The 21,233-nt window shown below is 66.0% G+C and carries 22 protein-coding genes and 1 tRNA gene; all 23 read left to right on the top strand.

Annotated elements, in window-relative coordinates:
• The first annotated feature begins 215 nt into the window (after positions 1–215).
• The 23 genes from Q0C57_RS13640 (at position 216) to Q0C57_RS13750 (ending at position 20,816) form a co-directional block, all read left to right on the top strand.
• A tRNA-Asp gene (locus Q0C57_RS13640) sits at positions 216–292 on the top strand.
• Between the two features lie 299 nt (positions 293–591).
• Positions 592–969 carry an NADH-quinone oxidoreductase subunit A gene (locus Q0C57_RS13645; RefSeq protein WP_296576977.1) on the top strand — a complete coding sequence of 126 codons (378 nt, stop codon included), beginning with the start codon at positions 592–594 and terminating at the stop codon, positions 967–969.
• Positions 970–979: 10 nt separating this feature from the next.
• The gene (locus tag Q0C57_RS13650) at positions 980–1,561 is read left to right on the top strand and encodes an NADH-quinone oxidoreductase subunit B family protein (protein WP_296576978.1); all 582 of its coding nucleotides are present in this window, start codon (positions 980–982) and stop codon (positions 1,559–1,561) included.
• A gap of 28 nt (positions 1,562–1,589) precedes the next feature.
• On the top strand, positions 1,590–1,835 hold the full coding sequence (locus Q0C57_RS13655; protein WP_296576979.1) for a hypothetical protein: 246 nt from the start codon (positions 1,590–1,592) through the stop codon (positions 1,833–1,835).
• Positions 1,836–1,864: 29 nt separating this feature from the next.
• Positions 1,865–2,434: an NADH-quinone oxidoreductase subunit C gene (locus Q0C57_RS13660; protein ID WP_296577007.1), complete on the top strand. Its 570-nt coding sequence runs from the start codon at positions 1,865–1,867 to the stop codon at positions 2,432–2,434.
• Between the two features lie 2 nt (positions 2,435–2,436).
• A complete protein-coding gene (locus tag Q0C57_RS13665; protein WP_296576980.1) occupies positions 2,437–3,621 on the top strand; it encodes an NADH-quinone oxidoreductase subunit D in 1,185 nt (394 codons plus the stop codon).
• Positions 3,618–4,673, top strand: a complete 1,056-nt coding sequence (gene nuoE / locus Q0C57_RS13670) for an NADH-quinone oxidoreductase subunit NuoE (RefSeq protein ID WP_296576981.1) — start codon at positions 3,618–3,620, stop codon at positions 4,671–4,673. Before Q0C57_RS13665 ends, nuoE begins: the two co-directional genes overlap by 4 nt.
• A gap of 4 nt (positions 4,674–4,677) precedes the next feature.
• A complete protein-coding gene (gene nuoF, locus Q0C57_RS13675) occupies positions 4,678–5,979 on the top strand; it encodes an NADH-quinone oxidoreductase subunit NuoF (protein ID WP_296576982.1) in 1,302 nt (433 codons plus the stop codon).
• A 5-nt stretch (positions 5,980–5,984) separates the two neighbouring features.
• Positions 5,985–6,443: a hypothetical protein gene (locus Q0C57_RS13680; RefSeq protein WP_296576983.1), complete on the top strand. Its 459-nt coding sequence runs from the start codon at positions 5,985–5,987 to the stop codon at positions 6,441–6,443.
• A 175-nt stretch (positions 6,444–6,618) separates the two neighbouring features.
• Positions 6,619–7,323, top strand: coding sequence for a hypothetical protein (locus Q0C57_RS13685; RefSeq protein ID WP_296576984.1), 705 nt, complete (start codon positions 6,619–6,621; stop codon positions 7,321–7,323).
• Positions 7,324–7,443: 120 nt separating this feature from the next.
• A complete protein-coding gene (gene nuoG / locus Q0C57_RS13690; RefSeq protein WP_296576985.1) occupies positions 7,444–9,519 on the top strand; it encodes an NADH-quinone oxidoreductase subunit NuoG in 2,076 nt (691 codons plus the stop codon).
• 9 nt (positions 9,520–9,528) lie between these two features.
• On the top strand, positions 9,529–10,548 hold the full coding sequence (nuoH, locus tag Q0C57_RS13695; RefSeq protein ID WP_296576986.1) for an NADH-quinone oxidoreductase subunit NuoH: 1,020 nt from the start codon (positions 9,529–9,531) through the stop codon (positions 10,546–10,548).
• A 10-nt stretch (positions 10,549–10,558) separates the two neighbouring features.
• The gene (locus tag Q0C57_RS13700) at positions 10,559–10,816 is read left to right on the top strand and encodes a hypothetical protein (protein ID WP_296576987.1); all 258 of its coding nucleotides are present in this window, start codon (positions 10,559–10,561) and stop codon (positions 10,814–10,816) included.
• A gap of 13 nt (positions 10,817–10,829) precedes the next feature.
• Positions 10,830–11,330: an NADH-quinone oxidoreductase subunit NuoI gene (nuoI, locus tag Q0C57_RS13705; protein ID WP_296576988.1), complete on the top strand. Its 501-nt coding sequence runs from the start codon at positions 10,830–10,832 to the stop codon at positions 11,328–11,330.
• Between the two features lie 134 nt (positions 11,331–11,464).
• Positions 11,465–12,070 carry an NADH-quinone oxidoreductase subunit J gene (locus Q0C57_RS13710; protein WP_296576989.1) on the top strand — a complete coding sequence of 202 codons (606 nt, stop codon included), beginning with the start codon at positions 11,465–11,467 and terminating at the stop codon, positions 12,068–12,070.
• A 6-nt stretch (positions 12,071–12,076) separates the two neighbouring features.
• Complete coding sequence (nuoK, locus tag Q0C57_RS13715; protein WP_296577008.1) at positions 12,077–12,385, top strand: NADH-quinone oxidoreductase subunit NuoK; 309 nt, start codon at positions 12,077–12,079, stop codon at positions 12,383–12,385.
• A 7-nt stretch (positions 12,386–12,392) separates the two neighbouring features.
• Positions 12,393–14,492 carry an NADH-quinone oxidoreductase subunit L gene (gene nuoL / locus Q0C57_RS13720; RefSeq protein WP_296576990.1) on the top strand — a complete coding sequence of 700 codons (2,100 nt, stop codon included), beginning with the start codon at positions 12,393–12,395 and terminating at the stop codon, positions 14,490–14,492.
• A complete protein-coding gene (locus Q0C57_RS13725; RefSeq protein ID WP_296576991.1) occupies positions 14,492–16,015 on the top strand; it encodes an NADH-quinone oxidoreductase subunit M in 1,524 nt (507 codons plus the stop codon). The genes nuoL and Q0C57_RS13725 overlap by 1 nt, the downstream gene beginning before the upstream one ends.
• An 11-nt stretch (positions 16,016–16,026) precedes the next feature.
• A complete protein-coding gene (gene nuoN, locus Q0C57_RS13730) occupies positions 16,027–17,463 on the top strand; it encodes an NADH-quinone oxidoreductase subunit NuoN (RefSeq protein WP_296576992.1) in 1,437 nt (478 codons plus the stop codon).
• Positions 17,464–17,623: 160 nt separating this feature from the next.
• Positions 17,624–18,397, top strand: a complete 774-nt coding sequence (locus tag Q0C57_RS13735; RefSeq protein WP_296576993.1) for a biotin--[acetyl-CoA-carboxylase] ligase — start codon at positions 17,624–17,626, stop codon at positions 18,395–18,397.
• Positions 18,398–18,400: 3 nt separating this feature from the next.
• Positions 18,401–20,086, top strand: a complete 1,686-nt coding sequence (locus Q0C57_RS13740; protein WP_296576994.1) for a ribonuclease J — start codon at positions 18,401–18,403, stop codon at positions 20,084–20,086.
• A gap of 56 nt (positions 20,087–20,142) precedes the next feature.
• Positions 20,143–20,547, top strand: a complete 405-nt coding sequence (gene mce / locus Q0C57_RS13745) for a methylmalonyl-CoA epimerase (protein ID WP_296576995.1) — start codon at positions 20,143–20,145, stop codon at positions 20,545–20,547.
• A complete protein-coding gene (locus Q0C57_RS13750) occupies positions 20,544–20,816 on the top strand; it encodes a DUF1467 family protein (protein ID WP_296576996.1) in 273 nt (90 codons plus the stop codon). Before mce ends, Q0C57_RS13750 begins: the two co-directional genes overlap by 4 nt.
• Positions 20,817–21,233 lie beyond the last annotated feature (417 nt).

Raw genomic sequence — 21,233 nt, forward strand, 5'->3', positions numbered from 1 at the left:
ATTACGGCCGAAGCTGGTTAAGGAAGACTCAAATGGGATCAAAAGGGGACGGTTGGTGACACCAATCCGGACCTTGCCCCTCGACCCCGGCCGCCCAGGCCTCGCAGCTGCCGGGGGCAATTGCAGCGATCTCCGCAATTCGCCTTGACAGGCCCATGAGCCTCCCGTAATTCCCGCCTCCTCGACCGGCGCACGTCACGTGAGCCGAGCAGCGCGCGGGCGTAGCTCAGTTGGTTAGAGTGCCGGCCTGTCACGCCGGAGGTCGCGGGTTCGAGTCCCGTCGCCCGCGCCAGTTTCTTCTCTCTCGTCATCGCTCCGTTCGGGGCGCCCTGCCAGGGGCGCGAATGGGTCTGCCGCGTGCGCAAGGTCACAAGAGCACCTGCGACGAAATCTCTTCGCCTGATTCGCTCAGTTTCACCGTCTCGCGCCGAAGTGAAGGCGCCGATCCGCACGATTTTCTAACGTTTCCAGGGAATGCGACTCCTGAAGGTCTGTCCGCTGCTTGCACCGCAACAGGGGAGGGAGTAAGGCACAGGGCAACGCTGGTTCGGGGGCTCGCGCGTCCCTTCCAGCCATGCAGGAGGGCCTTCGATGCAGGCTGCGACATCCGCACTGCTGAACGACTATCTGCCGCTGGTGATCTTCATTGCGCTGGCCGCGTTCATCGGGATTGCCCTTCTTGTCGCGCCTTTCGTTGTCGCCTTCTCGCGGCCCGACGGTGAAAAGCTTTCGGCCTACGAGTGCGGCTTCAATGCCTTCGACGATGCCCGCATGAAATTCGACGTGCGGTTCTATCTCGTCGCCATCCTGTTCATCATTTTCGACCTCGAGGTCGCCTTCCTGTTCCCCTGGGCGGTGTCATTCAAGGAGGTCGGTCTGTTCGGCTTCTGGTCCATGATGGCCTTCCTCGGCGTATTGACGATCGGCTTCGTCTACGAATGGAAGAAGGGCGCCCTGGAGTGGGATTGAGGTTCTGACCATGGCCACCGCAATCGACCGCGGCGCTCCGCTCGTCGCTCCGGCCCCGAAGGGTCTCGTCGGCGCCGACGGACGTCCCCTGGGCGCCTCGGACCCGTTCTTCACCGGCGTCAATGCCGAACTGGCCGACAAGGGCTTCATCGTCACGGCGACCGACGAGCTCATCAACTGGGCGCGCACCGGCTCGCTGATGTGGATGACCTTCGGCCTCGCCTGCTGCGCCGTCGAGATGATGCAGCTGTCCATGCCGCGCTACGACGTCGAGCGCTTCGGCTTCGCACCGCGCGCCTCGCCGCGCCAGTCGGATGTGATGATCGTCGCCGGCACGCTGACCAACAAGATGGCGCCGGCCCTGCGCAAGGTCTACGACCAGATGCCGGAGCCGCGCTACGTGATCTCCATGGGCTCCTGCGCCAATGGCGGCGGCTATTACCACTATTCCTATGCGGTGGTGCGCGGCTGCGACCGCATCGTCCCGGTCGACATCTATGTGCCGGGCTGTCCGCCGACGGCCGAGGCGCTGCTCTACGGGGTTCTGCTGCTGCAGAAGAAGATCCGTCGCACCGGCACGATCGAGCGGTGAGGGGGCGGGTATGGGCGAGCCAGCCGACATGATCCTGCCGCTGCTGCGTGAGATGCGGGCGGAGATCAGCGACCGCTTCGCTGCGATGGGTGAGGATAACGCCTCGCGCCACCAGCTTGTGATGGCACGCCTGGACAAGCTTGAAGAACAACAAGGGTCATTCAGGCACGCACTGACGGCCGACACATGGATGAGCAAGCTGCTGACCGGTGAGTTCGAAGAGCGTATTGAAGCCCTTGAGAAAAAGGTTCGCGAATTGGAGAGCCAGAAGTGACGGATCTGTCCGAACTCGGCGAAACCATCATGGCGGCGCTGCCAGGCGCCGTGACGGGGGCGAGCGTTGCCTATGGTGAGCTGACGCTGCAGGCGGAGGCGGGGGAGATCATCCGGATCCTGACGCATCTGCGCGACGACGCGGGCTGCCTGTTCCGCAACATCATCGACATCTGCGGCGTCGACTATCCCGGACGCGCCAAGCGGTTCGACGTGGTCTATCATCTGCTGTCGCCGAAGTTTAACCGCCGCATTCGCATCAAGATCCAGACCGACGAGACGACGCCGGTCGCCTCGGCGACCGACGTCTTCACCGGCGCCCTGTGGTTCGAGCGCGAGACCTACGATCTCTTCGGCGTGCTGTTCACCGGCCATCCCGACCTGCGCCGCCTGCTCACCGACTATGGCTTCGACGGCCATCCGCTGCGCAAGGACTTCCCGACCTCGGGTTTCGTCGAGGTGCGCTACGACGACGAGGTGAAGCGCGTCGTTTACGAACCGGTCCGCCTGCCGCAGGAATTCCGGCAGTTCGATTTCCTCAGCCCCTGGGAAGGCACGGATTACGTGCTGCCCGGCGATGAAAAAGCCAAGGCGAACTGACCATGGCCGAAGCCGAGATCCGCAATTTCACCTTCAACTGGGGCCCGCAGCATCCGGCCGCGCACGGCGTGCTGCGTCTCGTCATGGAACTCGACGGCGAGGTGGTCGAGCGCTGCGACCCGCATATCGGGCTTCTGCATCGCGGCACCGAGAAGCTGATCGAGACCAAGACCTATCTCCAGGCGATCCCCTATTTCGACCGGCTCGACTATGTCGCGCCGATGAACCAGGAACATGCCTTCTGCCTGGCGGCCGAGCGCATGCTCGGCATTGCCGTGCCGAAGCGCGGCCAGCTGATCCGCGTCCTCTACTGCGAGATCGGCCGCATCCTCTCGCACCTCCTCAACGTCACGACCCAGGCTCTGGACGTCGGCGCGTTGACCCCGCCGCTGTGGGGCTTCGAGGAGCGCGAGAAGCTGATGATCTTCTACGAGCGCGCCTCGGGCTCGCGCATGCACGCGGCCTATTTCCGCGTCGGCGGCGTCCACCAGGACCTGCCTGCCGATCTGATCAACGACATCGAGGCCTGGTGCGACCCCTTCCTCAAGGTGGTCGACGATCTCGACGCGCTGCTCACACCGAACCGCATCTTCAAGCAGCGCAACGTCGATATCGGGGTCGTCACGCTCGACGAGTGCTGGGCCTGGGGCTTCTCGGGCGTGATGGTGCGCGGCTCCGGCGCGCCGTGGGACCTGCGCAAGTCGCAGCCCTACGAGTGCTATGCCGAGCTCGATTTCGACATTCCGATCGGCAAGAACGGCGACTGCTACGACCGCTATCTCATCCGCATGGAGGAGATGCGCCAGTCGGTGAAGATCATGCGCCAGTGCTGCAAGCTGCTGCGCGAGACGCCCGGCCCGGTCTCGACCAAGGACAACAAGGTGGTGCCGCCGAAGCGCGGCGAGATGAAGCGCTCGATGGAGGCGCTGATCCACCACTTCAAGCTTTACACGGAAGGCTTCCACGTGCCGGCCGGCGAGGTCTATGCGGCGGTCGAGGCCCCGAAGGGCGAGTTCGGCGTTTATCTGGTCGCCGACGGCACCAACAAGCCCTATCGCTGCAAGATCCGGGCGCCGGGCTTTGCCCATCTCCAGGCCATGGATTTCCTGTGCAAGGGCCATTTGCTGGCGGACGTGTCCGCCATTCTCGGCTCCATCGACATCGTGTTCGGAGAGGTTGACCGGTGAGCGTTCGCAGACTGGCGCCAGACGAGGTCCAGCCGGCCTCCTTCGCCTTCACGCCCGAGAATCTCGCCTGGGCGCAGAAGACGATCGGCCAATATCCGTCCGAGCGGAAGGCCTCCGCCGTGATCCCGCTGCTGTGGCGGGCGCAGGAACAGCACGCCTACTGGCTGCCCAAGGCGGCCATCGAATATATCGCCGACATGCTCGACATGCCCTATATCCGGGTCTTCGAGGTGGCGACCTTCTACACGATGTTCCAGCTGCAACCGGTTGGAAAGAAAGCTCATATCCAGGTTTGTGGCACCACGCCCTGCATGCTGCGCGGCGCCGAGGCGCTGATCAAGATCTGCAAGAGCCGGATCCATCACGAGCCCTTCCACCTGTCCGACGACGGCGACTTCTCGTGGGAAGAGGTCGAATGTGCCGGCGCCTGCGTCAACGCGCCGATGATCCAGGTCTTTTCCGATACCTATGAGGATCTGACACCGGAGAGCTTCGAGACGGTGCTCGATGCCTTCGCCCGCGGCGAGACGCCGATGCCGGGTCCGCAGAACGGCCGTCGCGGCGCCGAGCCCGAGGGCGGGGCGCTGACCCTGCGTGACCTGTCCTACGACGCTCCCGGCGGCACGGCATTGGCCGAGAAGCCCAGGGCGGTGCCTGCGGCCCAGTCGGCTCCTGTCGAGACCGGCCCTTCCGCCGCGGCCCTGGCCCTTGCGGCGCAGGAAGAGGCCGCCATCAAGGCGAAGCTCGCGATGCTGGCAGCCGACGCCAGCCCTGAACAGAAGGCCGATGCGGTCGGAACCCGCCCGCAGGGTCTGCCGGCCGCCCGCGACGCCAAGTCCGACAAGCTGCAGCGGATCAAGGGCATCGGCCCGGTGAACGAGGGCAAGCTCCAGGCCCTCGGCATCTTCCATTTCGATCAGATCGCCGCCTGGACCCGCGAGGAGATCCGCTGGGTCGGCACTTACCTGTCGTTCCCGGGCCGCATCGACCGCGAGGAGTGGACCGTGCAGGCCAAGGCGCTGGCGGCGGGCACGCCGTCCGTGAAGGAGTGAGAGCATGCTCGCCGACAACGACCGCATCTTCACCAACATCTACGGGTTCCAGGACAAGAGCCTGAAAGGCGCGATGGCGCGCGGGCATTGGGACGGTACCAAGGGGTTCATCGCCCAGGGGCGCGACTGGATCATCCAGCAGATCAAGGATTCGGGCCTGCGCGGCCGCGGCGGCGCCGGCTTCCCCACGGGGCTCAAATGGTCGTTCATGCCGAAGCAGTCGGACGGTCGGCCGCACTATCTGGTCGTCAATGCCGACGAGTCGGAGCCGGGGACCTGCAAGGACCGCGAGATCCTGCGCAACGACCCGCACACGCTGATCGAGGGCTGCCTGATCGCCGCCTGCGCCATGGGCGCGCATGTCGGCTACATCTATGTCCGCGGCGAGTTCATCCGGGAACGCGAGGCGCTGCAGCGCGCCATCGACGAGTGCTATGACGCCGGCCTGCTCGGCAAGGGCAACACCAACGGCTGGGATTTCGACCTCTACGTCCATCATGGCGCCGGCGCCTATATCTGCGGCGAGGAGACGGCGCTGCTGGAGAGCCTTGAGGGCAAGAAGGGCCAGCCGCGGCTGAAGCCCCCGTTCCCGGCCAATATGGGCCTCTATGGCTGCCCGACGACAGTGAACAATGTCGAGTCGATCGCGGTGACGCCGACGATCCTGCGGCGTGGCGCGAGCTGGTTTTCCTCGTTCGGCGCACCAAACAATCTCGGCACCAAGCTGTTCTGCGTCTCCGGCCACGTGAACAAGCCGGCGACCTTCGAGGAGGCGATGTCGATCCCCTTCTCCGAACTGGTCGAGAAGCATTGCGGCGGTATCCGCGGCGGCAAGGACAATCTTCTCGCCGTCATTCCCGGTGGGTCGTCGGTACCGCTGGTGCCCGCCGAGCAAATCTGGGACGCGGCGATGGACTTCGATTCGCTGCGGGCGCTGAAATCAGGCCTCGGCACGGCGGCGGTCATCGTCCTCGACAAGTCGACCGACGTGGTCAGGGCCATCACCCGCATTTCCTATTTCTACAAGCACGAGAGCTGCGGCCAGTGCACGCCGTGCCGCGAGGGCACGGGGTGGATGTGGCGCGTGCTGACGCGCATGTCGGAAGGCCGCGCCCAGAAGAAGGAGATCGACATGCTCCTCGAAGTGGCGGGGCAGGTCGAAGGCCATACGATCTGTGCGCTCGGCGATGCCGCGGCCTGGCCGGTCCAGGGCCTGATCCGGCACTTCCGTCACGAGATCGAGAAAAAGATCGACGCCTATTCGGCCAACCCGCACGGCGAGCCCGTGCGAATCGCTGCGGAGTGACGCGCATGACCCGGCACGGCCTGCTCCTGATCGGCATCCTGGCCCTCGGCGGCTGCGTCACGGCGGCTCCGCCGCCGTCGCGTCCGACCGAGGAGGCGGCGCTGCGCGTCACCATCAACGCCTCGCCGGACTTCGTCCGCCAGACCCTGCTGATGCGCGCTGCGTCCCGCGGGGCGGTGGCGCGCACCCCCAATGCCCGCACTGTCGTGCTGGAGCGGCCGATTGCCGAGACGACCCCGGCGCTCGCCGCCGTCTGCGGCCCGCACAAGCCGGGACGCCGGGTCAGCGTTGTCATCACCACCGAAGGGTCGGCCAGCCGCACCGCCCTGACCGAGCGCCGCTTCCTCATCGACGGCGACGGCACGCGCTGCGCCGTTCTGCTGACCCCGGACGATGTCGCCGCCGGCAACCGGTCGCTCGCCGAGCTCAAGGCACAGGTCGAGACGCAGATGGCGGGACGATGACGATCATGGTCGCCGCCAGCCCCCGCACCGGCGCTCGCGCCTCCGCTTCCGGCGGAGCGCGGGCAATCGTGCGGAGCGGCGTGGTCGCGGCCTTGCTCGTCCACAACGCGCCGGCTTCCGGACAGTTCCGGCGGCGGCTCCAGTGCACCACCGCAACCGCGACGGAGGGCCGGCCATGACCGCAGCCACCAAGACCGTGAGTGCATCGCCGATGGGCAGCAACGCCTCGCTGGACGCCCTGGCGGGTCCGGCCATAGCGGCGATGATGCTGCCGAGCACCCTGATGCTGGGTGGCATCGTCACAATGTGCGGCTTCAGCTTCGCCTTTGCCAGGGCCTTCGGCGTCACCCCCCATGATCCGATAGTGCCGGCACCGGCACCGGCATCGGCCGCTGCCGCGCCGCGGCTCGTCGTCTCCAATCCGCCCCCGGCGGCCGTGGCGGCCGTTCCTGTGACGGTGCTAGCCAAGCCTGCCCCTTCGAAGCTGCCGGCTGCGCCGCCGAAGATGTCCCGGCCAGGGGCATCGCCGGCCAAACCGAAGTCGACAAAGCCCGTGTCGGCGAAGGATTTGCCCGCGGCCCCCAAGACCGGCGCCGTGAAGGCGGGGGTTGCCGAGGTCCCGGTGGCAGCTGCGAGCCCCGCTCCGGCGCGATCGGCGGGGATAAAGGCGAAGCCGATGGTGACGGCCGCCATGCCGGCGGCGGCGAAAACGTCAAGGGTTGCAAACCCTGCGGCTGTGAAAACGGCGGCTCCTGCAAAAAAACTTATCCCCAAAGCGCCGAAAGCGCTGACAATAGCGACCACATCGACGGCCAAGGGCATTTCCCTGCCCAAACTGTCGATCCAGAAGAATCCGGGCTCCGAGCCCGGCAAGGACTGAAACCTTCCGCCGGCCCGGCAAGGTCAGGCGGATTTGAGATGAGGGGTGGCGCGAGCCGCCTCACGAGGATGCCGGAGCCGCCGTCGCGCGGTCCCGGCCAGGACCGGATGGAATGAGCCGATGGCGAAGGTGATCGTCGACGGGCAGGAGATCGAGGTGCCGGGCGAATACACGCTGATGCAGGCGTGTGAGGCCGCGGGCGCCGAGATTCCGCGCTTCTGCTACCATGAGCGGCTGTCGATCGCCGGCAACTGCCGCATGTGCCTTGTCGAGGTGAAGGGCTCGCCGAAGCCGGTGGCCTCCTGCGCCCAGAACGTGCGCGACCTGCGTCCGGGCCCCAATGGCGAGCCGCCGGTCATCAACACCCGGACGCCGCTGGTGAAGAAGGCGCGCGAGGGGGTGATGGAATTCCTGCTCATCAACCACCCGCTGGACTGCCCGATCTGCGACCAGGGCGGCGAGTGCGACCTGCAGGACCAGGCTATGGCCTATGGCGTCGACAAGTCGCGCTATAGTGAGAACAAGCGCGCCGTCGAGGACAAGTATATCGGCCCGCTGGTGAAGACGGTGATGACGCGCTGCATCCATTGCACGCGCTGCGTCCGCTTCACCACGGAGGTGGCCGGCATTGCCGAGCTCGGGCTGATCGGCCGTGGCGAGGACGCCGAGATCACCACCTATCTGGAACAGGCGATGACGTCCGAGCTGCAGGGCAATGTCGTCGATCTCTGCCCGGTCGGTGCGCTGACCTCGAAGCCCTTCGCCTTCAACGCCCGGCCCTGGGAACTGTTGAAGACCGAATCGACGGATATGATGGACGCGGTCGGCTCGGCCATCCGCGTCGATGCCCGCGGCCGCGAGGTGATGCGCGTGCTGCCGCGGCTCAATGAGGCGGTGAACGAGGAGTGGATCTCCGACAAGACCCGCCATGTCGCCGACGGCCTGCGCACCCAGCGCCTCGACCAGCCCTATCTGCGCGAGAACGGCCGCCTGCGGCCCGCCACATGGCCGGAGGCCTTCGCCGCCATCGCCGCCAGGGTCAAGGCCACGGCGCCGGCGAAGATCGGCGCTCTCGCCGGCGATCTCGCGACCCTTGAGGAGATGTACGCGCTCAAGGGCCTCGTCGCGGCGCTCGGCTCGTCGAACATCGACGGCCGCCAGGACGGGGTGAAACTCGACCCGGCCCATGGCCGCGCGTCCTACCTCTTCAATCCCGGCATCGCCGCGATCGAGGAGGCGGATGCGATCCTGCTGGTCGGCACCAATCCGCGGCGCGAGGCGCCCATCGTCAATGCGCGCATCCGCAAGCGCTGGCGCATGGGCGGGGTCAAGATTGCCGTCATCGGCGAGGTGGTCGACCTCACCTACACCTATGACTATCTCGGTGCCGGGCCGGACACGCTGGCCGACGTCGTGGCGGGCAAGCATTCCTTCGCCGAGGTGCTGAAGGGCGCCAAGAAGCCGCTGGTCATCGTCGGGCAGGGGGCGCTCGCCCGCGCCGACGGCGTCGCGGTCCTGTCGCTGGCCGCCCATGCGGCGACCGCCTTCGGCGCGCTGGCCGAGGACTGGAACGGCTTTGCAGTGCTGCATACCGCGGCCTCCCGCGTCGGCGCGCTCGACCTCGGTCTGGTGCCGGGTGCGGACGGTCTCGATGCCGCGGCCATGGCGGGCGGCGGGGTTGACGTGCTGTTCAATCTCGGGGCCGACGAGATCGCCATCGGCGACGGCCCCTTCGTCGTCTATATCGGCACCCATGGCGACCGCGGCGCGCACCGCGCCGACGTCATCCTGCCGGGCGCGACCTATACGGAAAAGTCCGGCCTCACCGCCAATACGGAAGGCCGCATCCAGGTGGTGAATCGCGCCGGCTTCCCGCCGGGCGAGGCCAAGGAGGACTGGGCTATCCTGCGGGCGCTGTCCGACGTCCTGGGTGTGAAGCTGCCCTTCGATTCGCTGGTGCAGCTGCGCGCGGCCATGGCCAAGGACCATCCCCACACACTGCGCATCGGCGGGCTGGCCCCGGTGGACGGCGCCGCCATCGGCGCCCTGGCGTCCCGCGGCGGCAAGGTGGAGGCGTCCCCCTTCATCGCCGCCATTGACGACTTCTACATGACCAATCCGATCGCGCGGGCCTCCGCGACGCTCGCCGAATGTTCGGCGATCGCCAAGGGCTCGCACCGGCAGGCGGCGGAGTAAGGCAGAACCATGGACAATTTCTGGACCCTGATCTGGCCGATCCTGCTCATCGCCATCCAGAGCCTGGTGCTGATGGCGGCGCTGCTGGTCTTCGTCGCCTTCATCCTGCTCGCCGACCGCAAGATCTGGGCGGCGGTGCAGCTGCGCCGCGGGCCCAATGTCGTCGGCCCCTTCGGCCTGCTGCAAAGCTTCGCCGACCTGTTGAAATTCGTCTTCAAGGAGCCTGTGATCCCGTCGGGCGCCAACAAGGGCGTCTTTCTGCTGGCGCCCTTCGTCTCGGTGCTGCTGGCGCTCGCCGCCTGGGCCGTCATCCCGCTTGACGAGGGCTGGGCCATCGCCGACCTCAATGTCGGCATCCTCTTCATCTTCGCGGTGTCCTCGCTCGGCGTCTATGGCGTCATCATGGGCGGCTGGGCGTCGAACTCGAAATATCCCTTCCTCGGGGCGCTGCGTTCGGCGGCCCAGATGGTGTCCTACGAGGTTTCCATCGGCTTCGTGATCATCTGCGTGCTGCTCTGCGTCGGCTCCCTCAACCTGTCGGACATCGTGCGGGCGCAGGACAAGGACATCGGCCTGTTCGGCTGGTTCTGGCTGCCGCTCTTCCCGGTCTTCGTGATCTTCTTCATCTCGGCGCTGGCGGAGACGAACCGCCCCCCCTTCGACCTGCCGGAGGCCGAATCCGAGCTCGTCGCCGGTTTCATGGTCGAATATTCCTCGACCCCCTACATGATGTTCATGCTGGCCGAATACGTGGCCATCATGACCATGTGCGCGCTGACCGTGATCCTTTTCCTCGGGGGCTGGCTGCCGCCATTCCCCTTCGCCCCCTTCACCTGGGTGCCGGGCGTGATCTGGTTCGTGCTCAAGCTCACGCTGGTCTTCTTCATGTTCGCCATGGTGAAGGCCTTCGTGCCGCGCTACCGCTACGACCAGCTGATGCGTCTGGGCTGGAAGGTCTTCCTGCCGATCTCGCTGGTCATGGTCGTCGTGGTGGCGAGCGTCCTGCAATTCACCGGCTGGGCGCCGTAAGGGGCCCGGCATGGACAGCCTGTTCAGCCCGGCAGGACTGATCGGCGCCCTGATCGGCGCCGGGGTCGGCTGGGTCGACTACCGGATCGTCTCGGGTCTGGTGGCCGGCAAGCTCAGGCAGACCGATCGCTCGACCACCGAGGCCGAGCGGCGGGATTACGAGCGCCGGATCGTCCTGGCGCAGCGGATCCTGATGGTCGTCATCGTGCCCGCCTTCGCGGGCCTTGGTTACTGGCTCGGCCGCACGATCAGCGGCTGGGGCATTTGAGGAGAAGAGGTCCATGGCGTCGACGTTCAGGCTCGACCGCGCGGCCAAAGCCCTGTTTCTGACGGAGTTCGTCTCGGCGTTCTTCCTGTCGATGCGCTATTTCTTCAAGCCGAAGGCGACCATCAACTATCCCTTCGAGAAGGGGCAGATCTCGCCACGCTTCCGCGGCGAACATGCGCTGCGCCGCTATCCGAACGGTGAGGAACGCTGCATCGCCTGCAAGCTGTGCGAGGCGATCTGCCCGGCCCAGGCGATCACCATCGAGGCCGGCCCGCGCCGCAATGACGGCACGCGGCGCACGACCCGCTACGACATCGACATGGTGAAATGCATCTATTGCGGCTTCTGCCAGGAAGCCTGCCCGGTCGACGCCATCGTCGAGGGGCCGAATTTCGAGTTCGCGGTCGAGACCCGCGAGGAACTCTACTATGACAAGGCACGGCTTCTGGCCAATGGCGACCGCTGGGAACGCGAGCTCGCCGACAGCCTGAAGAAGGACGCACCCTACAGGTGACGATGCAGTGACGCAGCCGGGCGGAGCGCCGTCTGGACGCGTTGCAACTTGGACTTTAAGAGAGGCGCGCGCAGGGCTCCCCCCGAGTCTGTCACAAGCGCGCCCTCCGTAACAGGAACGGGGCAAAGGGGCAGATGCTCGCCGGTCTCTTCTTCTACCTCTTCGCCTCCGTGCTGGTGGCCTCGGCCGTGATGGTCATCGCCGCGCGCAATCCCGTGCACTCGGTGCTGTTCCTCATCCTCGCCTTCGTCAACGCCTCCGGCCTCTTCGTCCTGATGGGCGCGGAGTTCCTGGCGATGATCCTGGTGGTGGTCTATGTCGGCGCCGTCGCGGTGCTCTTCCTCTTCGTGGTGATGATGCTCGACGTCGATTTCGTCGAGCTGCGCCAGGGCTTCCTGCAATATCTGCCGGTGGGAGCGCTGGTCGGCCTCGTCGTGCTGGCCGAGCTGTTCATGGTCATCGGCGCCTGGACGCTGGGTGGCGCGGCGCCGAAGACGATCACCGCACCGATCCCCGTCGACGTCACCAATGCCGAGGCGCTGGGCCGGGTCCTCTACACCCAATATGTCTATTTCTTCCAGCTCTCGGGCCTGGTGCTGCTGGTCGCCATGATCGGCGCCATCGTGCTGACGCTCAGCCACCGCAAGGGCGTGAAGCGGCAGGATCCGGCCGCCCAGTCGGCCCGCACGCCGGAGACGGCGATCGAGGTCGTCAAGGTCAAGACGGGCGAGGGGGTCTGAACCATGCTGACCATCGGTCTCTCCCACTACCTGTCCGTCGCGGCCATCCTGTTCACGCTGGGCATGCTCGGGATCTTCCTCAACCGGAAGAACATCATCGTCATCCTCATGTCGATCGAGCTCATCCTGCTGGCGGTGAACATCAATCTCGTCGCCTTCTCCACCCACCTGGGCGACATGGTCGGCCAGGTCTTCGCGCTCATGGTGCTGACGGTGGCGGCGGCGGAAGCGGCCATCGGGCTCGCCATTCTCGTCGTCTTCTTCCGCAACCGCGGCTCGATCGCGGTCGAAGACGTCAACATGATGAAGGGCTGACCGGTCCATGTATCAGGCGATCGTCTTCCTTCCGCTCGTCGGCTTCCTGATCGCCGGCCTGTTCGGCCGGGCCATCGGGGCGCGTGCCTCGGAAATCGTCACCACCGGCCTCCTGGGCATCGCGGCGCTGCTGTCCTGGGTCGCCTTCTACCAGGTCGGCTATGCCGGTCAGAGCACCACTGTCGAGCTGTTCCGCTGGATCAGCGCCGGCTCTCTCAACGTGTCATGGTCGCTGCGCATCGACACGCTCACCGTCGTCATGCTGGTGGTGGTGAACTCGGTCTCCTTCCTCGTCCACCTCTATTCCATCGGCTATATGCACGAGGATCCGGACCGGTCGCGGTTCTTCGCCTATCTGTCGTTCTTCACCTTCACCATGCTGGTGCTGGTGACGGCGAATGACCTCTTGCAGATGTTCTTCGGCTGGGAGGGCGTCGGTCTCGCCTCCTATCTGCTGATCGGTTTCTGGTACAAGAAGCCCTCGGCCAATGCCGCGGCGATGAAGGCCTTCATCGTCAACCGCGTCGGTGACTTCGGCTTCCTGCTCGGCATTTTCGGCCTCTACATGCTGACCGGTTCGGTCAGTTTCGAAGCGGTGTTCGGCGCCGCCCAGGGCCTTGCCGGCAAGCCGATGGCCTTCCTCGGCTACCAGGTCGATGCGCTGACCGTCGTCTGCCTGCTGCTCTTCATGGGTGCCATGGGCAAGTCGGCGCAGTTCCTGCTGCACACCTGGCTCCCCGACGCCATGGAGGGGCCGACCCCGGTCTCCGCCCTCATCCATGCGGCGACCATGGTCACCGCCGGCGTCTTCATGGTGGCGCGCCTGTCGCCGGTCTTCGAATATGCGCCCATCGCCCTGCAGGTCGTGATGTTCTTCGGCGCAACGACGGCCTTCTTCGCCGCCACGGTCGGCCTGGTGCAGAACGACATCAAGCGCGTCATCGCCTATTCGACCTGCTCCCAGCTGGGCTACATGTTCGTGGCGCTCGGGGCCGGGGCCTATTCGGTCGGCGTCTTCCACCTCTTCACCCATGCCTTCTTCAAGGCGCTTTTGTTCCTCGGGGCCGGCTCGGTCATCCACGCGATGCACCACGAGCAGGACATCCGCCGGATGGGCGGCCTCGCCGGCCACATCAAGTTCACCTATGCGATGATGGTGATCGGCACCCTGGCCCTGACCGGCTTCGGCCTGCCGTTCCTGCATATCGGCTTTGCCGGCTACCACTCCAAGGACGCGATCATCGAGGTCGCCTATGCCGCCCATGGCGCCATGGGGCCCTTTGCCTTCTTCATGACGGTCGCCGCGGCGCTGATGACCTCGTTCTATTCCTGGCGCCTGATCTTCCTGACCTTCCACGGCCAGCCGCGCTGGGGCCATGACGCCCATGCCCATGACCAGCACGCCCATGCCGATCATGTCCATGCCGGTGCGCATACGGCCGACCCGGCCCACGGCCATGCCGACCCGCATGCCGCGGCCCACGGCGCCCATGACGACCACCATGCCGGCCATGGCCATGCCCACCAGCCGCACGAGAGCCCGCTGGTCATGCTGATCCCGCTCGGCATTCTGGCGGTCGGGGCGGTGTTCTCCGGCATCGTCTTCGCCAAGAAATTCCTCTACGAGGACGGCATCAAATCGTTCTTCCGCGACTCCGTCTTCATGCGACCGGAAAACCACATCATCCACAACTTCCACGCGGTGCCCGACTGGGTGCCCTGGACGCCCTTCGTGATGATGGCGATCGGCTTCGCGCTGGCCTGGTACATGTACATCAAGCGTCCGGACGTGCCGGCGCAGCTCGCCCGCGAGCACCCCGGCCTCTACCAGTTCCTGCTCAACAAGTGGTATTTCGACGAGCTTTATGACCGCATCTTCGTGCGGCCGGCGCGCTGGCTGGGGCGGTTCTTCTGGAAGAAGGGCGACGGCTGGCTGATCGACGGCTTCGGCCCCGACGGCATCGCCGCGAAGGTGGTCGACATCACACGCGGTGTCGTGCGGCTGCAGACCGGCTACCTCTACCACTATGCCTTCGCCATGCTGATCGGGGTCGCGGCGCTCGCCACCTGGTTCATGTTCTCCGGCGGCGTCGCAGGAGTCCGCTGATGTCGAATGCTCCGATCCTTTCGATCATCACCTTCCTGCCGCTGCTCGGCGCTGCGCTGATCCTCCTGGTGCGCGGCGACGACGAGGCGGCGAAGCGCAACATCCGCATGATCGCGCTGTTCGCCACGCTGGTGACCTTCGGCCTGTCGCTGATCCCGGTCTGGCTGTTCAACCCGGCCACGGCCGAGTTCCAGTTTGTCGAGCGCGCCGCCTGGCTCGGCGGCGTCATCAGCTACCGGATGGGTGTCGACGGCATTTCGCTGCCGCTGGTCATCCTCACCACCTTCCTGATGCCCTTCTGCATCCTCGCCTCGTGGGTCTCCATCGAGAAGCGGGTGAAGGAATACATGATCGCCTTCCTGGTGCTCGAGACGCTGATGATCGGCGTCTTCTGCGCCCTCGACATCGTGCTGTTCTACCTGTTCTTCGAGGCCGGCCTCATCCCGATGTTCCTGATCATCGGCATCTGGGGCGGCAAGCGGCGGGTCTACGCGGCCTACAAGTTCTTCCTCTACACGCTGCTCGGATCGGTGCTGATGCTCCTCGCCATCATGGCGATGATCTTCGCCGCCGGGACCTCGGACATCGCCGAGCTGATCAAGACCGGCCCGCAGATCTTCTCGCGCGACATGCAGTTCTGGCTGTGGCTCGCCTTCTTCGCCTCTTTCGCGGTGAAGATGCCGATGTGGCCGGTCCATACCTGGCTGCCGGACGCCCATGTGGAAGCGCCGACGGCGGGCTCGGTGATCCTCGCCGGCGTGCTGCTGAAAATGGGCGGCTACGGCTTCCTGCGCTTCTCCCTGCCGATGTTCCCTGAGGCGAGCGCCTTCTTCGCGCCCTTCGTCTTCACGCTGTCGGTCATCGCCATCATCTACACCTCGCTGGTGGCGCTGATGCAGGAGGACATCAAGAAGCTGATCGCCTATTCCTCGGTCGCCCATATGGGCTTCGTGACCATGGGCATCTTCGCCGGCAATGCCGAGGGCATCCAGGGCGCCGTGTTCCAGATGATCTCCCACGGCATCGTGTCGGGCGCGCTCTTCCTGTGCGTCGGCGTCGTCTATGACCGGATGCACACCCGCGAGATCGCCGCCTATGGCGGGCTCGTCAACCGCATGCCGATCTATGCGGTGATCTTCATGGTCTTCACCATGGCCAATGTCGGCCTGCCCGGCACGTCGGGCTTCGTCGGCGAGTTCCTGACGCTGATGGGCACGTTCAAGAGCTCTACAATCGCCGCCTTCCTCGCCACGACGGGCGTGATCCTGTCGGCCGGCTATGCGCTCTGGCTCTACCGCCAGGTCGTCTGGGGCGAACTGACCAAGCCGTCGCTGAAGGCCATCGCCGATGTCGACCGCCGCGAACTGACGATCCTCGTCCCGCTGGTGGTGCTGACCATCTTCTTCGGCGTCTATCCGCGTCCGATCCTGGCGACGTCCGAGGTCGCGGTGAACGCGCTGGTGGAATCCTACAAACAGGCGAACGGAGCGGCCCGCACGGCCGCGGCCGTTCCGCCGCGCTGATGGTGTCGACGATGAACGCTCCTGTCCTCGACCTCGTCCCGATCCTGCCCGAACTGATCCTGGCGCTCGGCGCCATGGCGCTGCTCATGTATGGCGTCTTCACCGGCGACCGTTCGGCCCGCACCGTGACGGTCGGCGCCATCGTCCTGCTGGTCGCGGCCGCCGTGACGGTGATGCTCATCGGCGGCACGCCGCGCAGCGCCTTCAATGGCTCCTTCCTGCTCGACGGCTTCGCGCGTTTCATGAAGGTCCTCGCCTTCCTCGGCGCGGCGGTGGCGCTGGTGCTGTCGCAGGACTTCCTGCGGCGCGAGCGCATCGAGAAGTTCGAGTTCCCCATCCTCATCCTGCTGTCGGCCACCGGCATGGGCGTGCTGATCTCTGCCGGCGACCTCATCGCGCTCTATATGGGCCTCGAGCTGATGTCGCTGGCGCTCTACGTCATCGCCTCGATCCATCGCGACAATGCGAAATCGACGGAAGCGGGCCTGAAATATTTCGTTCTCGGCGCCCTGTCGTCGGGCATGCTGCTCTATGGCTGCTCGCTGATCTACGGCTTCACCGGCACGGTTCAGCTTGCCGGCATCGCCGCCGCCCTGAAGACCGGGCCGATCAGCCTCGGCCTCGTCTTTGGTCTCGTCTTCCTCATTGCCGGCATGGCCTTCAAGGTCTCCGCCGTGCCCTTCCACATGTGGACGCCCGACGTCTATGAGGGCGCGCCCTCGCCGGTGACGGCCTTCTTCGCCGCCGCCCCGAAGGTCGCGGCCATCGCCATTTTCGCCCGCGTCCTCGTCACTGGCTTTCCGGCAGCGACGCAGCAATGGCAGCAGATCGTCGTCTTCGTCTCGGTCGGCTCCATGCTGCTCGGCGCCTTCGCGGCGATCGGCCAGACCAATATCAAGCGGCTGATGGCCTATTCCTCCATCGGCCATATGGGCTTCGCGCTGGTCGGCCTCGCTGCCGGCACGGCGGCCGGCGTCCAGGGCGTCGCCGCCTATATCGCCATCTACATGATCATGACCCTCGGCACCTTCGCCTGCATCATCGCCATGCGGCGCGGCGACGAGGCGGTCGAGACCATCGACGATCTGGCGGGACTGTCGCGGACCAATCCGCTGATGGCGGCGGCGCTGGCAGCGCTGCTGTTCTCGCTTGCCGGCATCCCGCCGCTCGCCGGGTTCTTCGCCAAATGGTACGTCTTCTCGGCGGCCATCGAGGCCCAGCTCTACACGCTGGCGGTCATCGGCGTGCTGTCGAGCGTCGTCGGCTGCTACTATTATCTGCGCATCGTCAAACTCATGTATTTCGACGAGCCGGCGCCGGCCTTCTCGCCGGTGCGCATCGAACTAAAGACGGTTCTTGTCGCCTCCGCCCTGTTCAACACGCTTTTCGTCATCTATCCGGCCCCGCTGGTGGCGGCTGCCGCTGCGGCGGCCCGGGCCCTGTTCTGAGCCTGACGGCCGATCCGGCCACGTTCCTGCCGCGGAACAGCGAAGCCGGGCTTGTCCCGGCCTAGCGCGGCCTCTAGGACTGCCGGACCTTTGCGGCGGCCGTGTGCGCCGGTTTCACGCGGGCGGGCCTCCCGGTCCGCTCTGTCACATGCAGGATGTCGTGCTGACCCTCTCTGACACCGCCACGGCGGCAGGTTTCCAACTCGTCCACCTCGCTGAGGTCGGCTCGACCAATGCGGAGGCGCTGGCGCGCGGTGCGGCGGGCGAGACGCGGCCGACCTGGGTCGTGGCGGACCGGCAGACGGCCGGGCGGGGCCGCTTGGGGCGATCCTGGGCCGGGTTCGAGGGCAATCTCTTCGCCACGCTGCTGCTGACTGATCCGGCGCCGCCTCCGCGCATCGCCCAGCTCTGCTTCGTCGGCGCCCTGGCACTGGACGACGCGCTGCTGACGCTCGCCCCCGACATCGAAAGCCGCTTCAAGGTGAAATGGCCGAACGACGCGCTGCTCGATGGCGCCAAGGTCTCCGGCACCCTGATCGAGGCGACGACGCGCGGGACGACGACACAGGTCGCCATCGGCATCGGCGTCAATGTCGCCCATCACCCGGACGGCATGCCCTATCCGACGCAGAGCCTCAGGGCCGCGGGGATCGCCGTCGACCGCGACGCGGTCTTCGCCGCGCTCAGCCGCTCGATGGTGACGGCGCTCGCCATCTGGCGGCGCGGGGAGGGCTTCAACGCCATCCGCGCCGGCTGGCTCGCCCGCGCCCACAATCTCGGCGGCCCCATGGTGGCGAAGACCGGCGACAGGCGCATCGAGGGCGTCTTCGTCGGGCTCGACGCCGAAGGGCGCCTTCTCCTCGATACCCCGGACGGCCGGGAAATGATCACCGTCGGCGAGGTCGTTCCCGCGCTGGCCGGCACGGTGCACTGACCCATGGCGAGACGAAACAACGCGGGAACGGCCGAGGAGCTGGTCTTCTGCCCGCTCGGCGGCGTCGGCGAGATCGGGATGAATTTCTCGCTCTACGGCCTCGGTTCGCCGGCGAAGAAGGACTGGCTGGCGGTGGATTGCGGCGTCGCCTTCGCCGGTCCCGACCTGCCGGGCATCGATCTCGTGATGCCGGATCCGCGCTTCCTCGGCGACGAGAAGAAGCGGCTGCGGGCGCTGGTCATCACCCATGCGCATGAGGACCATATCGGCGCCGTCGCCGATCTGTGGCCTCGCCTTGGCTGTCCAGTCTATCTTACCCCCTTCGCCGCGGCCATGCTGGAAGCCAAGCGCCTGGGCGAGCATGGCGCGCCGAAGATCCCGATCCACATCATCCAGCCGGGCCAGGTCATCACCGTAGGGCCCTTCTCCTTCGAGATGATCGCGGTGGCGCATTCGATTCCGGAATCGACCTCGCTGGCGATCCGTACGCCGCTCGGCCTCGTCATCCATACCAGCGACTGGAAGATCGACCCGACGCCGGTCCTCGGCACCGTGACGGACGAGGCACGGTTCCGGGCGCTCGGCGACGAGGGCGTCCTTGCCATGATCGGCGATTCCACCAATGCCATCCGCGAGGGCAGCTCGCCCTCCGAGCGCGAGGTGGCCAATGAGCTCGAGAAAATCATCCGCGCGTCGAAGGGCAGGGTGGCGGTGACCACCTTCGCCTCCAATGCCGGCCGCATCCGCTCGGTGGCGGAGGCGGCGATGCGCTGCGACCGGCAGGTGGTTCTGGTGGGACGCGCCATGGAGCGCGTCATCGGCATTGCCCGCGAACAGGGCATGCTGGACGGCATCCCGCCTTTCGTCGGCGCGGAATCCTACGGCTATCTGCCGCGCGACAAGGTCGTTGCCGTGCTCACCGGCAGCCAGGGCGAACCGCGGGCGGCACTCGCCCGTATCGCCAACGACGACCATCCCGAGGTGACACTGACCCCCGGCGACACGGTGGTGTTCTCCTCGCGCACCATTCCCGGCAATGAGAAGGCGGTGGGCAATATCATCAATAATCTCGTCAAGCAGGGGGTGAAGATCATCACCGACCGCGACGGCCTGGTGCATGTCTCCGGCCATCCGCGTCGCGGCGAGATGGAGCAGATGTACAACTGGGTGCGGCCGAAGATCGCCATTCCCGTCCATGGCGAGGCCTATCACATGGCCGAACATGCGGCGCTGGCCCGGCGCATGGGCGTCAAGGACGTCATTCTTGCCAATGACGGCGACGTCATTCGCCTCGCTCCCGGCGAGCCGGACGTGGTCGATACCGTGCCGGCGCAGCGGCTGCTGAAGGACGGGTCGCTGCTGATCGAGGAGGCGGCGCGCGTCGTTCCCGAGCGCCGGCGGCTGTCCTTCGCCGGGATCGTCTCGGTGGCCATCGCACTCGACGACCGCGGTCAGATCGTCGGCGACATCCAGATGGACATGGCCGGTGTCCCGGAGCAGGACGCCATGGGCGAGGATCTCGCCGATCTGGTCGAGGAGACGGTCATCGACTGCGTCGAGGGACTGCCGAAGGCCCGCCGGCGCGATCCCGATGCGGTTGCCGAGAGCGTCACCCGTGCCATCCGCGGCACGCTCAACGGCAAGTGGGGCAAAAAGCCCATGTGCCACGTGCTCGTGGTGACGGTATAAGGCAGGTGGCGAAGGGCGGTCGCACGCCCGACCGCCGTCGGCCAAGGGAGCCCTCCATGATCGGACGCCTCAACCATGTCGCCATCGCCGTGCGGGACATTGCCAAGGCGAGCGCGCTCTACCGGGACACGCTCGGGGCCAGGGTGACGGCGCCGGTGGCGCAGCCCGCTCACGGCGTCACCGTGGTTTTCGTCGAGTTGCCGAACACCAAGATCGAGTTCCTCGAGCCGCTGGGGGCCGACAGCCCGATCGCCCGGTTCCTCGACAAGAACCCCGATGGCGGCATTCACCATGTCTGCTACGAGGTCGACGACATCGTCGCCGCACGCGATCATCTGAAAGCCCAGGGCGCGCGTATCCTTGGAGATGGCGAACCGAAGATCGGCGCCCATGACAAGCCGGTCCTGTTCCTTCACCCGAAGGACTTCAACGGCACGCTGGTGGAACTGGAACAGGCATGAGTATCGCGGCCGCCTTCGCCATTTATTTCATCATCTGGTGGCTGGTGCTGTTCGTCGTGCTGCCCTTCGGCATCACCTCGCAGATCGAGGCGGGGCGGGTGGTGCCGGGCAGTGATCCCGGCGCGCCGCAGCGGACGGTGATGCGGCACAAGATCATCGCCACAACCGTCGTGGCCGCCGTGGTCTTCGCGCTCTACTATGTGAACTTTGTCTATGGGTTCATCACGCTGGACGACATTCCGTTCATCCCGAAGGCCCAGGTCGGCTGAACCCGTCCGGTAGCCCTGTATGCTGCAGCGCAGCGCAAGGGATAATAAGTATTCTTCCGGATGGGTTCTCTTGCACTTTTTTTCGCCACCGGCTGCCCATGTTGGTGACAAACCATTTTCCGTGATCTAGCCTCCGATTGCTGCAAGAAAGAGGCCCCCGCGAACGACGGCGGAAAGGCTTCATGGCTCAGGTCTTGGGAGGAAGACCCCCTGTGGTGAAGATCCGGAAGGATCGCCGTCACGGGATATAAAAAGGAGACGGCCGGCGCGATACTCCGCGACGTCGATCTTCACTGGCATGACCTAGAGGAGGCGGGATCCATGATCCCGCCTTTCCTTTTTGGCCCGGGGGCCCCGGCGACGGCAACCACCGGACGGGAGTGCCGGCGCGCCGACGGCAGCAAGTCCCGCATCAGC

The organism is Phreatobacter sp. (genome assembly GCF_022843985.1).
GTDB lineage: Bacteria > Pseudomonadota > Alphaproteobacteria > Rhizobiales > Phreatobacteraceae > Phreatobacter.

Coding starts and splice junctions, on each gene's coding strand:
- Q0C57_RS13685 (WP_296576984.1), top strand. CDS start 6,619: ATGACCGCAGCCACCAAGACCGTGAGTGCATCGCCGATGGGCAGCAAC.
- nuoL (WP_296576990.1), top strand. CDS start 12,393: ATGTATCAGGCGATCGTCTTCCTTCCGCTCGTCGGCTTCCTGATCGCC.
- Q0C57_RS13650 (WP_296576978.1), top strand. CDS start 980: ATGGCCACCGCAATCGACCGCGGCGCTCCGCTCGTCGCTCCGGCCCCG.
- Q0C57_RS13725 (WP_296576991.1), top strand. CDS start 14,492: ATGTCGAATGCTCCGATCCTTTCGATCATCACCTTCCTGCCGCTGCTC.
- Q0C57_RS13655 (WP_296576979.1), top strand. CDS start 1,590: ATGATCCTGCCGCTGCTGCGTGAGATGCGGGCGGAGATCAGCGACCGC.
- Q0C57_RS13645 (WP_296576977.1), top strand. CDS start 592: ATGCAGGCTGCGACATCCGCACTGCTGAACGACTATCTGCCGCTGGTG.
- mce (WP_296576995.1), top strand. CDS start 20,143: ATGATCGGACGCCTCAACCATGTCGCCATCGCCGTGCGGGACATTGCC.
- Q0C57_RS13680 (WP_296576983.1), top strand. CDS start 5,985: ATGACCCGGCACGGCCTGCTCCTGATCGGCATCCTGGCCCTCGGCGGC.
- Q0C57_RS13660 (WP_296577007.1), top strand. CDS start 1,865: ATGGCGGCGCTGCCAGGCGCCGTGACGGGGGCGAGCGTTGCCTATGGT.
- nuoH (WP_296576986.1), top strand. CDS start 9,529: ATGGACAATTTCTGGACCCTGATCTGGCCGATCCTGCTCATCGCCATC.
- nuoN (WP_296576992.1), top strand. CDS start 16,027: ATGAACGCTCCTGTCCTCGACCTCGTCCCGATCCTGCCCGAACTGATC.
- Q0C57_RS13750 (WP_296576996.1), top strand. CDS start 20,544: ATGAGTATCGCGGCCGCCTTCGCCATTTATTTCATCATCTGGTGGCTG.
- nuoF (WP_296576982.1), top strand. CDS start 4,678: ATGCTCGCCGACAACGACCGCATCTTCACCAACATCTACGGGTTCCAG.
- Q0C57_RS13700 (WP_296576987.1), top strand. CDS start 10,559: ATGGACAGCCTGTTCAGCCCGGCAGGACTGATCGGCGCCCTGATCGGC.
- nuoG (WP_296576985.1), top strand. CDS start 7,444: ATGGCGAAGGTGATCGTCGACGGGCAGGAGATCGAGGTGCCGGGCGAA.
- nuoI (WP_296576988.1), top strand. CDS start 10,830: ATGGCGTCGACGTTCAGGCTCGACCGCGCGGCCAAAGCCCTGTTTCTG.
- Q0C57_RS13740 (WP_296576994.1), top strand. CDS start 18,401: ATGGCGAGACGAAACAACGCGGGAACGGCCGAGGAGCTGGTCTTCTGC.
- Q0C57_RS13710 (WP_296576989.1), top strand. CDS start 11,465: ATGCTCGCCGGTCTCTTCTTCTACCTCTTCGCCTCCGTGCTGGTGGCC.
- Q0C57_RS13665 (WP_296576980.1), top strand. CDS start 2,437: ATGGCCGAAGCCGAGATCCGCAATTTCACCTTCAACTGGGGCCCGCAG.